11 protein-coding genes are annotated in these 12,557 nt (G+C 72.9%); 5 read left to right on the top strand and 6 right to left on the bottom strand.

Annotation, left to right across the window (positions count from 1 at the left end; all coding sequences use genetic code 11):
* Positions 1-33: 33 nt before the first annotated feature.
* Positions 34-894 carry a carbohydrate ABC transporter permease gene (locus tag ACFUJY_RS27225; RefSeq protein ID WP_383304687.1) on the bottom strand — a complete coding sequence of 287 codons (861 nt, stop codon included), beginning with the start codon at positions 892-894 and terminating at the stop codon, positions 34-36.
* Between the two features lie 82 nt (positions 895-976).
* Positions 977-1,999 (bottom strand): ABC transporter permease, encoded by a 1,023-nt coding sequence (locus ACFUJY_RS27230; protein ID WP_383304487.1) that lies wholly within the window; start codon positions 1,997-1,999, stop codon positions 977-979.
* Positions 2,000-2,339: 340 nt separating this feature from the next.
* Here ACFUJY_RS27230 and ACFUJY_RS27235 point away from each other — a divergent pair, with 340 nt between their 5' ends.
* The 5 genes from ACFUJY_RS27235 (at position 2,340) to ACFUJY_RS27255 (ending at position 10,448) form a co-directional block, all read left to right on the top strand.
* Entirely contained in the window at positions 2,340-3,329 is a 990-nt protein-coding gene (locus ACFUJY_RS27235; RefSeq protein ID WP_383304489.1) for a hydroxyacid dehydrogenase, read from the top strand.
* 95 nt (positions 3,330-3,424) lie between these two features.
* Positions 3,425-4,519 (top strand): LacI family DNA-binding transcriptional regulator, encoded by a 1,095-nt coding sequence (locus ACFUJY_RS27240; RefSeq protein WP_383304689.1) that lies wholly within the window; start codon positions 3,425-3,427, stop codon positions 4,517-4,519.
* Between the two features lie 157 nt (positions 4,520-4,676).
* Positions 4,677-6,068 (top strand): M60 family metallopeptidase, encoded by a 1,392-nt coding sequence (locus tag ACFUJY_RS27245; protein ID WP_383304490.1) that lies wholly within the window; start codon positions 4,677-4,679, stop codon positions 6,066-6,068.
* A gap of 28 nt (positions 6,069-6,096) precedes the next feature.
* Positions 6,097-8,496 carry a polysaccharide lyase 8 family protein gene (locus tag ACFUJY_RS27250; RefSeq protein WP_383304492.1) on the top strand — a complete coding sequence of 800 codons (2,400 nt, stop codon included), beginning with the start codon at positions 6,097-6,099 and terminating at the stop codon, positions 8,494-8,496.
* 29 nt (positions 8,497-8,525) lie between these two features.
* Positions 8,526-10,448: a DUF2264 domain-containing protein gene (locus tag ACFUJY_RS27255; protein ID WP_383304494.1), complete on the top strand. Its 1,923-nt coding sequence runs from the start codon at positions 8,526-8,528 to the stop codon at positions 10,446-10,448.
* Here ACFUJY_RS27255 and ACFUJY_RS27260 read toward each other — a convergent pair whose 3' ends face one another.
* The 4 genes from ACFUJY_RS27260 to ACFUJY_RS27275 are packed head-to-tail and all read right to left on the bottom strand — an operon-like array spanning position 10,449 to position 12,553.
* Positions 10,449-11,036 carry a GAF domain-containing protein gene (locus tag ACFUJY_RS27260; RefSeq protein WP_383304496.1) on the bottom strand — a complete coding sequence of 196 codons (588 nt, stop codon included), beginning with the start codon at positions 11,034-11,036 and terminating at the stop codon, positions 10,449-10,451.
* Positions 11,033-11,767, bottom strand: coding sequence for an ATP/GTP-binding protein (locus ACFUJY_RS27265; protein WP_383304498.1), 735 nt, complete (start codon positions 11,765-11,767; stop codon positions 11,033-11,035). The genes ACFUJY_RS27260 and ACFUJY_RS27265 overlap by 4 nt, the downstream gene beginning before the upstream one ends.
* Positions 11,745-12,116, bottom strand: a complete 372-nt coding sequence (locus ACFUJY_RS27270) for a DUF742 domain-containing protein (protein WP_164403317.1) — start codon at positions 12,114-12,116, stop codon at positions 11,745-11,747. Before ACFUJY_RS27270 ends, ACFUJY_RS27265 begins: the two co-directional genes overlap by 23 nt.
* Positions 12,117-12,118: 2 nt before the next feature.
* Entirely contained in the window at positions 12,119-12,553 is a 435-nt protein-coding gene (locus ACFUJY_RS27275) for a roadblock/LC7 domain-containing protein (RefSeq protein WP_383304499.1), read from the bottom strand.
* Between the last annotated feature and the right edge of the window lie 4 nt (positions 12,554-12,557).

The raw sequence follows: 12,557 nt of genomic DNA on the forward strand, positions 1-12,557 counted from the left end.
GGGAGGGGAGGGAGCGGGGGGCGGCGGCTGCGCTCAGCCCTTGACGGCTCCGGTGAGCACGCCCTTGGTGAAGTAGCGCTGAAGGAACGGGTAGACGCAGAGGATCGGGACGACCGCGATCACCAGGACCGCCATCTGCACGGCCTGCTGCGGGGCGAGCACCTCGCCGGCCGACGCGGCGTCGAGGCTCTGGCCCTGGAGGACGTAGGTCCGCAGCACCATGGGCAGCGGCCACTTGTCGGAGTCGTTGAGGTACAGGAGCGAGTTGAAGAAGGCGTTCCAGTACGTCACCGCGTAGAAGAGGCTGATGACCGCGAGGACGGCCTTGGACAGCGGCAGGACGATGCGGACCAGGATGCGGAAGTCGCCGGCGCCGTCCACCTTCGCCGCGTCGTACAGCTCTTCCGGCAGGTTCATGAAGAAGGACCGCAGGACGACCAGGTTGAAGGCGCTGACCAGGGTCGGCATGACCAGCGCCGCGTAGGTGTCGTACAGGCCGAGCCCCTTGACCAGCAGGAAGTTCGGGATGATGCCGGCGTTGAACAGCATGGTGAACAGGGCCGTCATCAGGATGAAGCGGGAGCCGGTGACCTCGCGGCGGGAGAGTCCGTACGCCATGCCGACGGTGACGAGCAGACTGGCGAGGGTGCCGAACACGGTGATGCCCACGGACACGACGAGGGCCCGGCTGACGACGCCGCCGGTGAAGATCGTGCGGTAGGCGTCGAGGGTGGGGTGGTCCGGCCACAGGACGAGGCCGGAGCTCCTGATGATGTCGGTCTGCGAGGCGAAGCTCGTCCCGATGACGCCCACGAGGGGGTACGCGACGGCGAGGACGACCACGACGACGGCGACGGCCTTCGCGGTCTGCCCGATGCGGGTCGGGCGCTCCATCCACGGCGGACGGCCGTCGGACTCGCGGGCGGGAGCGGGCGGGGTCTGCGGGCCGGTGGTCCGGGCCGTGGCGCGGGTCTTCTCAGCGGTCAGCACCGCGGTACACCCCTTCGTGGCCGAGTCGGTGGGCGAACTTGTTGGCGCCCAGCACGAGTGCGGTGCCGATGACCGCCTTGACGAGTCCGACGGCGGCGGCGACGCCCCAGTCGTTGTCCCTGATGCCGTGGTAGTAGACGTAGGTGTCGAGCACCTCACCGGCGTCCGGGCCGACCGCGTCGCGCTGGAGGAGGATCTGCTCGAAGCCGACGGAGAGGATCTGCCCGAGGTTGAGGATGAGCAGCAGGATGAGTACGGGGGCGATGCCCGGCAGCGTCACGTGCCACAGGCGGCGCCGGGGCCCGGCTCCGTCGATCGCGGCGGCCTCGTACTGCTGCCGGTCGATGTTGAGGAGCGCGGCGAGGATGATGATCGTGCCCCAGCCGGCGTCCTTCCAGGCCACCTGGAGGGTGAGCAGCCAGGGGAAGGCGTCCGGGTCGCTCATCATGTCGTAGCGGGGCAGGCCTAGACCGCCGAGGACGTCGGGCAGCACGCCGGCGCCGCCCAGGATCTGCTGGAAGATCGAGACGATGATGACCCAGCCGATGAAGTGCGGCAGATAGACGACGCTCTGCACGAAGCGCCGGATGCGGTCGCTGGCGATGCTGTTGAGCAGCAGGGCCAGGGCGATGGGCACCGGGAAGAAGAACACCAGCTGGACGAGGGCGATCTCCAGGGTGTTGAACGTCGCGCTCCAGAACGCCGGTTCGCCGAACGCCGCGGAGAAGTTGGCGAAGCCGACCCAGACGCTGTGCATGTATCCGAGGTACGGCTGGTAGTCCTGGAACGCCACCACGTAGCCGAGCAGCGGCACGTAGTGGAAGACGATGAAGTAGAGCAGGCCGGGCAGGGTGAGCAGCAGCATCACCCGGTCGCGTTTGAGGCGCTGTCCGAGTGTGAGCCGGTGCGGGGCGGCGAGGGCCTGGCCGGACGGCGGGGCAGGCTCCTCGGCCTGCTTTCGCCGCGTTCGCCGCTTTTCGCGCGGCAGCGGGGGTGCTGTGTCAGCCATGGTGGGTCCTGTTCGGCTGGGTGGCGCGTGGTGTGCCTTCTGCGGCGGCAAGTTAGTAAGCGGTTAACCCAAGCGTCAAGAGATCCGGGTGAACGTCTTCGCCGACCGTCGCCCTTCGGGGCGAATTCCTGGGCGGCAAAGGCCAATAAACCGCCCTCAACGACTCATTGGGGCAGGTCGCTCGCTTGACGGTCGGCCGTCGACCTCCTTAGCGTGCCGGTCACTCGATAGAACACGATTACTATCCGGAGGCAGGGTGCGAACCACCGAAGAGGCACCGGCCCGTTCCGGTACCGAGGCAGCGGAGCCGCCCGGACGGCGGCCGCGCACGGTTCTGGTCATGAGCACGGGACTGCTGGACGACGTCTTCCCGCCCGCCGTCCGGTCACGTCTCGAGGAGACCGCCGAACTGCTCGATCCGGCGGTGGTCAGCGAGTTCGACTCCCCGGCCGCCGCCCGGGCGCTGTCCGAGGCGGAGGTGCTGCTGACCGGCTGGGGCTGTCCGCCCGTGGGCCCGCCCCTGCTGGACCGGGCGCCCGCACTGCGGGCCGTCGTCCACGCGGCGGGCACGGTGAAGACGTTCCTGTCGCCGGCCGCCTTCGACCGCGGGATCGTCGTCTCGTCGGCCGCCGCGGCCAACGCCGTGCCGGTGGCCGAGTACACCCTCGCCGCGATCATCATGGGCGCCAAACGCGTCTTCCCGCTCGCGGGCCTCTACCGGACCCGCCGCACCCATCGCACCGCCGCCGACCTGGACCGCCACCACTGGCTCGGCACCCATGGGCTGACCGTCGGCGTGGTCGGCGCCTCCCGCATCGGGCGCCGTGTGATCCAACTGCTGCGGACGGTGCTGGACGCGGAGGTCCTGCTCCACGACCCCTACGTCGGCGCCGCCGAGGCCGTCCTCCTCGGGGTGACCCCGGTCGACCTGGACACCCTCGTGGCGACGAGCGACGTGGTGACCCTGCACGCCCCGGACACGCCCGAGACCCGGCACCTGATCGACGCCCGCCGGATCGGCCTGATGCGGCCCGGGACGCTGCTCGTCAACACCGCGCGCGGCCCGCTCGTGGACACCGAGGCGCTGACCGGGCACCTGGTCGACGGCCGGCTCGACGCGGTCCTCGACGTGACCTCGCCCGAACCGCTGCCGGCCGGCCACCCCCTGTGGGACCTGCCCAACGTGTTCCTGACCCCGCACCTCGCGGGCGCCCAGGGCAACGAGGTGGGCCGGCTCGGCGCGCTCGCCGTGGACGAGCTGGCACGGTACGCGCGGGGCGAGCCGTTCGGGCACCCGGTGCACCGGGCCGACCTGGGACGGATCGCGTGACCGCCCTTCCGCCGCGGGCTCCGGTTCCGGGGCCGGCGGGGCCCGCCACGGCACTAGGCTCGTCGTCACACAACAGCCTTCAGGGGGTGAGCCGGATGCGCCGGCAGAGCACGGCCGGGGACGGACAGCGGCGGGCGACGGTCACCGACGTGGCCCGGCGCGCGGGCGTCTCGACGGCCACCGTCTCACGCGTCCTGAACCGCAACTACCCCGTCGCCGACGCCACCCGGGAACGCGTCGAGTCCGCCATGCGCGAGCTCGGCTACGTGGTCAACGCGCACGCCCGCGCCCTGGCCGGCGTCTCCAACCGCACCGTGGGCATCATCGTCAACGAGGTCATCGACCCCTTCTACGCGTACATCGCGCGCGGTGTGGAGCGGGAGGCGGCGCTCGGCGGACGGCTCTGCCTGGTCTGCTGCACCCAGGGCGACCCGCAGCGCGAACTGGCCTTCATCGACCTGATGCACGAGCGCCGGGCGGACGCGGTCGTGGTCGTCGGCGGCTCCATCGCGGACCGCGGCTACACCTCGGAGCTGGCCCGCCGGGCGCGCGAACTGGACGCGGGCGGCTCGAAGCTGGTCCTGTGCGGCCGGCCCCCGCTCGGCGAGTCCGCGCCGACCGCCGCCGTGGAGTACGACAACGAGGGCGGCGCCTTCGCGATCACCGACCACCTGCTGATGCAGGGCCACGAGCGCATCCTCTACCTCGGCGGTCCGCCCAAGCTCTCCACCACCCGCGACCGGCTCGCCGGGCACCGCCGCGCCCTGGAGCTGCGGGGCGTCCCCGTCGATCCCGAGCTGGCCCAGCCGGGCGCCTTCAGCCGTGGCTTCGGGTACCGCAGGATGGCCGAACTCCTGCGGGACGGGCCGGAGTTCACCGCAGTCTTCGCGGCCAACGACATGGTCGCGGCCGGTGCGGCACAGGCGCTGGAGGAGGCGGGCGTCCGGGTGCCCACGGACGTCTCGCTGGTGGGGTACGACGACATCCCGGTCGCCCAGGAGCTGCGCCCCCGGCTGACCACCGTCCATGTGCCGCTGGAGGAGATGGGCCGGCAGGCGGTCCGGCTCGCCGTGTCCGGCGGGGACGAGGACGACTGGCGGGAGCCGACCACCGGGGCCCTGCGGCTCGGCACGCACATCGTGGTACGCGATTCCGTGGCGCCCCGGTCCGGCAGACCGCTGCGGAAGTGACCGGTTACTTCCTGCCTGTCCGCAGTTGGCCATAGAAAATCACAGTAACTTCCCGACCCCTCTTGCGGCTCGACAGCAACCGCTTACATGCTGACGGCGCACCCCCACCGTTCCGCACGACTCCGCCCCTCGTTCCCGACCGCAGGGAGAGTTCCGCATGCGCAAGCCGACCCCGTCCGTCACCCCGGCCGCCTCCCCCGCCCCTGAGTCCTCCTCCGTGGGCCGCCGCGCCCTCCTCGGCGCCGCTGCGGGCGTCGGAGCCGCGGCGGCCCTCGGCCTCACCGCCACCGCCGCCCAGGCCCGGCCCGCGACCGGCCGGCCCGCCGGTGCCCCCGTCTCGGTGACCGTCACCGGACGCCCCGGCGCCGAGGCCGAACGGCTGCGCCTCGCCCAGGCGTTGCGCGGTTCGGAGTTCCAGCCGACCGGCCTGTACGCGCCCGCGGGCACCCCGCTCTCGCTGACCGTCCAGGCGTACGACGGCCTCGTGCCCACGCTGTGGATCGGCGCCTGGGACTACTACGGCGAGATCACCGAACCGCGCGGCTACCCGCTGACCGCCGGCGCCAACACGGTGACCGACCCGTACGGCGGCCCGGTGTACCTGACTCTCACCGGGCGCGGTGAGCGCGCGGGCGTGCTCTTCAGGTCCGGCGCGGTCCGCATGCCCGTCTTCGCGCTGGGCCGGACCGGCGAGGCCGACTACCAGCGGCAGCTGGACACGCTGACCGAGTCGCCGTGGGTGGAGCTGCACGCCCCGCACACGATCATGACGCTGACCCGCGAGGGCGCCCTGCTGTACCGCGACGAGGACCACGCGGCGCTGCTCCGGCTGATCGAGACCGTCATCGACTCGCACGCCCGGATCAGCGGCCTCGACGGCTCCGGGCCGGTACACCGGCGCAAGGCGGGGCCGTACCACTTCACCGAGGTCAGCAAGGTGCCCTCCGGCGTCGGCGCCTACGCCACGCACGGCTACAACGGCTTCCCGCGCGCCTACCTGGACCGGGCCACCACCGTCGAGGGCCTGCGCACCCGGGGCTGGGGGCTGTACCACGAACTCGGTCACCTCCATCAGCAGATGGCGTACAAGCCGGGCGGCCTCACCGAGGTCACCGTGAACATCTACTCGCTCGCCGCGCAGCGCACCCTGGAGCAGCCGTCGAACCTGCTCACCGTGGACCCGGCGACCGGGCTCACCGTCTTCCAGAGCTCCCGGGCGAAGTTCGGGACGGCCGGCCTGTCGTACGAGAAGTCGTTCGGGGCGTACGAGAAGCTGGTGCCGCTGCGCCAGCTGGAACTGGCCTTCGGGGAGGACTTCTGGCCGCGGCTGCACAAGCTGGTGCGCGAGGAGAACCCGCAGTCCCACTACACCGAGGACGCCAGGCGCTACCGGGCGCTGGCCACCTACTCCAGCCGGATCGCGGGCTACGACCTGACGGACTTCTTCGTGCACACCTGGGCCTTCCCCATCGACGCGACGGGCCGCGCCGAGCTCGCCGCGCTGCGTCTCCCCCGGCCGCCCGTCGACCCGAGCACGCTTTCCGACTGAGACCACGACAACGCGCAAGGGAGGCATCATGCGACTGAGCAGAAGGGCCCTTCTCGCCGCGGGCGGCGCCACGGCGTCGGCGGTCCTCACGACGGGTCCGGCCGGGGCGGCGCGGACCGGAGCGGCCGAGGAGGAGCCGATCGACGATTTCGACGTCCTCCTGGGACGGGCCGAGGCCCTGCTGACCGGCGGCGCGTTCGACCCCTCGGACCCCGACTTCGCCGCCGGCGTCGCCGCACTGGACGGCGCGGCGGGCGCACTGTGGGACACCCTGGACCGGACGGCCGGTCGGACCGCGTTGTGGCCCGATCTGGCACCGCTCACCGAACCGGGTAACTTCGGCCAGAGCTACACCCGGCTGCGGACGCTCGCCGTCGCGTGGGCCACGCCCGGCACCGCGCTCTCCGGAAGCGGGGAGACGGCCGACGTGCTGCTGGGGGCGCTGCGGTTCGCGCACGACACGGCCTACCATCCCTCGGCGCGCGAGACCGGCAACTGGTGGTTCTGGGAGATCGGCGCGCCGCGCGCGCTGATGGACTGCTGCGTCCTGCTGCGCGAGCGGCTGCCGGCCGCCGATCTCGCGGACTACCTCGCGGTCGTGGACCGGTTCTGCCCGGACGCCGACCGCCGGACCAACTCCCCCACGCTGCCGGAGACCGGCGCCAACCGCACCGACAAGGCGGTGATCGTGGCGCTGCGCGGCCTGCTCGGCACAAACGCCGACAAGATGGCGTCCGCCCGCGACGCGCTCTCCGACGTACGCGACGCGGGCCGCAACAGCCTCTTCCGCTATACGACCTCGGGTGACGGGTTCTACGAGGACGGCTCGTTCGTCCAGCACTCGGTGGTGGCGTACACCGGGTCCTACGGCACCGTCCTGCTCGGCGGCGCCGCCTGGCTGCTCTCGCTCCTGGCCGGCTCCGCGTGGGCGGTGACGGACCCGGCGGTGTCGGTGATGTACGAGGCCGTGGAGCGGAGCTTCGTCCCGGTGATCTTCGACGGGCTGATGATGGACGCGGTGCGCGGCCGGGCCGTCTCCCGGGAGCGGGCGGGCGACCACCGCGACGGGGCGGCGGCCGTCGCCGCGATCCTGCTCCTGGCGACGGGCGCCCCCGCCGGTCCGGCGGAACGGTGGCGTGCGCTGGTGAAGGGCTGGCTCACCCGCAACCGCACCACCCCGTTCACCTCCTTGGCGACGCTGCCCCAACTCGCGCTGGCCAAGGCGGTGCTGGCCGACGGCGAGGTCCGGCCCGCACCGCGTACCACGGGCTGTTCCGTCTTCGCCGACATGGACCGCGTCGTCCACCGCCGTCCCGGCTGGGCCTGCACCCTCTCGCTGTCCTCGAAGCGGATCTCCGCGTACGAGGCGGGCAACGGCGAGAACCTGCACGGCTGGTACACCGGCGACGGCATGACGTACCTGTACGACGGCGACGACCTCGGGCAGTACAACGACGGCTTCTGGCCGACCGTCGACCCGTACCGCCTGCCGGGCACCACGGTCGACACCCGCCCGCGCGAGGACCTCGGCACCGGCGCCGGCACCTCCACCTACCGGCCGCCGAACGCGGTGGCGGGCGGCGCGGCGCTGGACGGCCGGTACGGCGCCGCCGCGATGGAGCTGATCGGCGCCCCGGGCAGCAGCCTGCGGGCCAGGAAGGCGTGGTTCCTGTTCGACAACACCGTCGTGGCGCTCGGCGCGGGCATCACCTCGGACGGCGGTCACCCGGTCGAGACGGTCGTCGAAAACCGCAACCTGGGCGCGGACGGCCGCCACCGGCTGCTCGTGGACGGCGTGCCATGCCCGGGGACCGGCGCCCCCGAGCGGGCCCGCTGGGCGCACATCGAGGGGGTCGGCGGCTATGTGCTGCCGGGCGGGGCCGCCCTGCGCAGCCTGCGCGAGGAGCGCACCGGCTCCTGGCGGGCCATCGACACGGGCGCGGACACCGGCGGCAGCACGGACCCCGTCACCCGCCGGTATCTCACCCTCTGGCTCGACCACGGCCCCTCGCCCGACGGCGCCGACTACGCCTATGTGCTGCTGCCCGGTGCCTCAGCGGCGGCGACCGCCGTCTGGTCTGCGTCCCGGCCGGTGCGCGTCCTCGCCAACGACACCACCGCCCAGGCGGTGGAGGACCGCAGGACCGGCCTGACTGCCGTGCACTTCTGGACCGCCGGTACGGCCGCGGGCATCACCGCGTCCGGTCCCGCGACGGTCCTGGTGCGGCGGCGGGGGGCGCGGGTGTCCGTGGCGGTCGCCGACCCGGGCCGGACGGGGGCCTCCGTCACGGTCGGCCTGCCGTTCACCGTGCGCGGGGTGGTCGAGGCCGACGACACCGTCGGACTCGTCCCCGGGCGCCGGCCGTCGCTCACCGTCGCCGTCGGCGGCTCCCGGGGCCACACCCACCGCGCCGAACTCGTCCGATAGCCCCCGCACACACCAGGAGCACCACCGCCATGTCCGTCGCCCCGCATCTGCACCTGCCGCCCACCGACCGGATTCTGTCCTCCCGCACCGGCTGGACCCGGGCCCACTGGGAGGTGACCGCCGACCGGATGCTGGACGCGCTGACGCCGTACGCGACACCGGGCTTCGCCCAGTACCGGCTGCCCGGCCGGAACAGCTGGTCCGGTGTCGTGTCGGACGGGCTGGAGGGTTACGCCCGGTCGTTCCTGCTGGCCGCGTTCCGGATCGCGGGCGCGGGCGGGGCGGTCGACCCCGCGCTGACCGAGCGGTACGCGGCGGGACTCGCCGCCGGGACGGACCCGGCGAGCGGTGAGGCGTGGCCGCGCCTCACGGACTGCTCGCAGCAGCTGGTGGAGGCGGCGTCGGTCGCGATCGCGCTGCACGAGACCCGGCCGTGGATCTGGGACCGGCTCGACGCGCGGGTGCAGGAGCGGGTGGCCGACTGGTTCTCCGGCTTCGTCGGCGGACGCACCTGGGACAACAACTGGCGGCTGTTCCAGGTGGTGTCGGAGCAGTTCCTGGCGTCGGTCGGTGCCCCGTACAGCCGGGCCGACATCGAGGGCGGGCTCGACAGGATCGAGGACTGGTACGTCGGTGACGGCTGGTACAGCGACGGCAGCGGGCGCAACTTCGACTACTACATCGGCTGGGCCATGCATCTGTACCCGCTGCTGTGGGCGCGGATCGCGGGCCCGGACGGCGACGGGGGCCGGGCCGCCGTCTACCGGGAACGCCTCGGCCGGTTCCTGGAGGACTACCCCCACTTCTTCGGCGCGGACGGCTCTCCGGTCCACCAGGGCCGGTCACTGTGCTACCGCTTCGCGGCGCTGGCCCCGGTGTGGCTGGGCGCCCTCGCGGACTGCACCCCGCTCGCCCCCGGGCTCACCCGCCGCCTCGCCTCCGGGACGCTGCGCCACTTCACGGAGCGCGGGGTGCCCGACGAACGGGGGCTGCTGACCCTCGGCTGGTACGACACGTTCCTGCCCGCCACACAGCCGTACTCCGGTCCGGCGTCGCCGTACTGGGCGAGCAAGGGCTTCCTCGGGCTGCTGCTCCCGGCCGACCACGAGGTGTGGACGGCGCGCGAACTGCCGCTGCCCGTCGAGGAGTCCGACACGTACACCGCGCTTCCGGCGCCGGGCTGGCTGCTGCACGGCACCCGGCACGACGGGATCGTCCGGCTCGTCAACCACGGCAGTGACCACAACCCCCTCCCGGAGGCGGGCGACACCGATCCGGACGCGGGGGCCGACGGCGACGATCCGCACTACGCGAAGCTGGCGTACTCGACGGCGACCGCCCCGGAGTCCGCGCCGCACGCCTTCGCCCGGAACATCGACAACCATCTGGCCCTGCTCGCCCCTGACGGCACCCCGTCCCGGCGCGTGCGCATCCACCCGGTGCGCTGCGAGGACCGCCTCGCCGCGTCCTGGTCGGCGGCCCGGCTGCCGGGCGACGAGCGCGCCCACCGGATCTCCACGACGAGCGTGCTGCACGGGCCGTGGGAGATCCGGGTGCACCGGGTCGAGGCGCCCGAGGGCGCGGTGGTCCGGGAGGGCGGCCATGCCGTCGCGCACCGGACGAGCCCGTTCGCCGCCTCGGGTCCCGGCTGGGCGCTCGCCCGCACCGCCGACGGCCTGTCCAGCGCGGTGGTCGGGCTGTACGGCTGGGACGGCGGGCCCGAGGACGCCGAGGTGGCGCGGGACGTCGAGGCCAACGCGTACGGACCGCACTCGGCGGTCCCGTATCTGCGCGGCGCTCCCCATCCAGGCGGTGTCGCCGTCCATGTCACGCTCGTGGTGCTGTCCCGGGACGGCGTCCATCCGGAGGCGCTGCGCTCGGCCGTACGGGTCCGGGTGTCCGGGGACGCGGTGACGCTGGACTTCCTGGACGGCCGCACGGTCGAGGTCTGATCAGAAGCGGGGGGCGTGGTCCTCCCTGCGGTCGAGATGGCCGACGAGCTCCCTCGCCAGCGACTTGATGGTGTCGAGCCCCGCCCTTCCCCAGGGGCGGGGCACGGTGTCCACGGCGCAGACGGCGCCCAGGGCGATCCCGGTGCGGTCGATGAGCGGTGCCCCCAGGTAGGAGCGGATGCCTATGTCGTCCACGACCGGGTTGCCCGCGAAGCGCGGGTAGTCGCAGACGTCCTCCAGGACCAGCGCCTTGCGCCGGACGACCACGTGCGGGCAGTAGCCGTGGTCGAGGGCCACGTACCGGTCGCTGCGGCCACTGCCCGCCGCGGTGGCCCCCAGGTCGGAGCCCTTGCGGGTCCCGGCGGGGGTGTGCAGTCCGGCGTAGAACTGCCGGTTCCCGTCGATGAAGTTGACCATCGAGAACGGCACGTCCGTCACTTCGGCCACCCGGTCGGCGAAGGCGTCGAAGTTGTCGAACGAGGCGTCCTCCCGCTCCCCCAGGCCGAGACTGCGCAGCCGACGGGTGCGGGCGGGCGCCTCGCTGTCCACGGGGGTCAGCAGCAGCCGCCCGACGGGGCGCGGGATCACGACAGGGCCCCGAATCCGGCGTGCCCGGGGAGCGGCACGGCGTCGTCGGTGGCGTTGATGAGGTGCTGGACCAGCGTCACCAGCGTGCCGGTGCCGGAGCTGGCGATGCGGGCGTCGCACAGCACGACCGGCACCTCCGGTGACAGGTCGAGCGCGGCGCGGACCTCCTCGGGGCCGTAGCGGTAGGCACCGTCGAACTCGTTGACGGCGACGACGAACCCGATGCCGCGCCGCTCGAAGAAGTCGACGGCCGCGAAGCACTCCTCCAGCCGGCGGGTGTCGGCGATCACGACCGCGCCCAGCGCGCCCTGCGAGAGCTCGTCCCACATGAACCAGAAACGCTCCTGGCCCGGTGTGCCGAACAGGTACAGCACGTGCTGCTCGTCCAGCGTGATGCGGCCGAAGTCCATCGCCACGGTGGTGGAGGTCTTCGACTCGACGCCCTCCAGGCTGTCGGTCGCGGCGCTCGCCTGGGTCAGCAGCTCCTCCGTGCTCAGCGGCGCGATCTCGCTGACGGCGCCGACGAACGTCGTCTTGCCGACCCCGAATCCGCCGGCGACCAGCACCTTCAACGCGACGGGGAAGCCCTCGGGCGCGGCCTGCGGGGCGGCGTACTCGGCGGTGGCGGTGTCCTGCCCGTACCCGCTGCCGGAGCCGTCGTCCGCGTAGCCGTAGCCATAGCCGGAGCCGTCCGGGTAGCCGTAGCCGTCAGAGCTGTCGTCGTAAGCCATCGAGCACTGCCTCCAGCAGATGTCGGTCGGTGGGCGTGTCTTGGAAGGCGGGCGCGTGGGCCGTGACGGCGCCGCAGTCGACCAGGTCGGAGAGGAGGACCTTGGTCACGACGGCGGGCAGCCGCAGATGTGCGGCGATCTCGGCCACCGAGGTGGGGCCCTCGCAGAGGCCCAGGGCCACCGAGTGCTCGGGGCCGAGGTGGGTCTGCGGAACGCTCCCGGTGGCCATCACCAGGGACAGCAGATCGAGCACGGCCGTGGGACGGGTACGGCCGTTGCTCACCGTGTAGGGGCGGATGAGGCGGCCCGCCGCGTCGTCGAGCAGCGGCCCGTCCTGGGTGACCGCCATGGTCACAGCCCCGGGGTGCCCGGCGTCCCGGCCGTCTGTCTCACCGGGGTCATCAGATAGGGCCGCACGCTCTTCACCAGCATGGTCATCTCGTAGCCGAGGACGGCGGCGTCGGCGTTGCGGCCGGCCAGGACGGCCAGACAGGTGCCGGAGCCGGCGGTGGCGACGAAGAGGAGCGTCGAGTCGAGCTCCACGACCACCTGCCGGACCTCGCCGTTGTCCCCGAACCTCGCCCCGGCGCTGCGGCCCAGCGAGTAGAGGCCCGCCGCCAGCGCCGCCATGTGGTCGGCGCTGTCGGCGTCCATGCCGTGGAGGGACTTCACCAGCCCGTCGGCGGAGAGCAGAACCGCGCTGCGGGTGTACGGCACGCGCTGGACCAGGCCGCTCAGCAGCCAGTCGAGGTCCGAGACCTGACCGGACGGCATATCGGTCGCCATGGGG

The organism is Streptomyces sp. NPDC057249, from assembly GCF_042669245.1.
Lineage (GTDB): Bacteria > Actinomycetota > Actinomycetes > Streptomycetales > Streptomycetaceae > Streptomyces.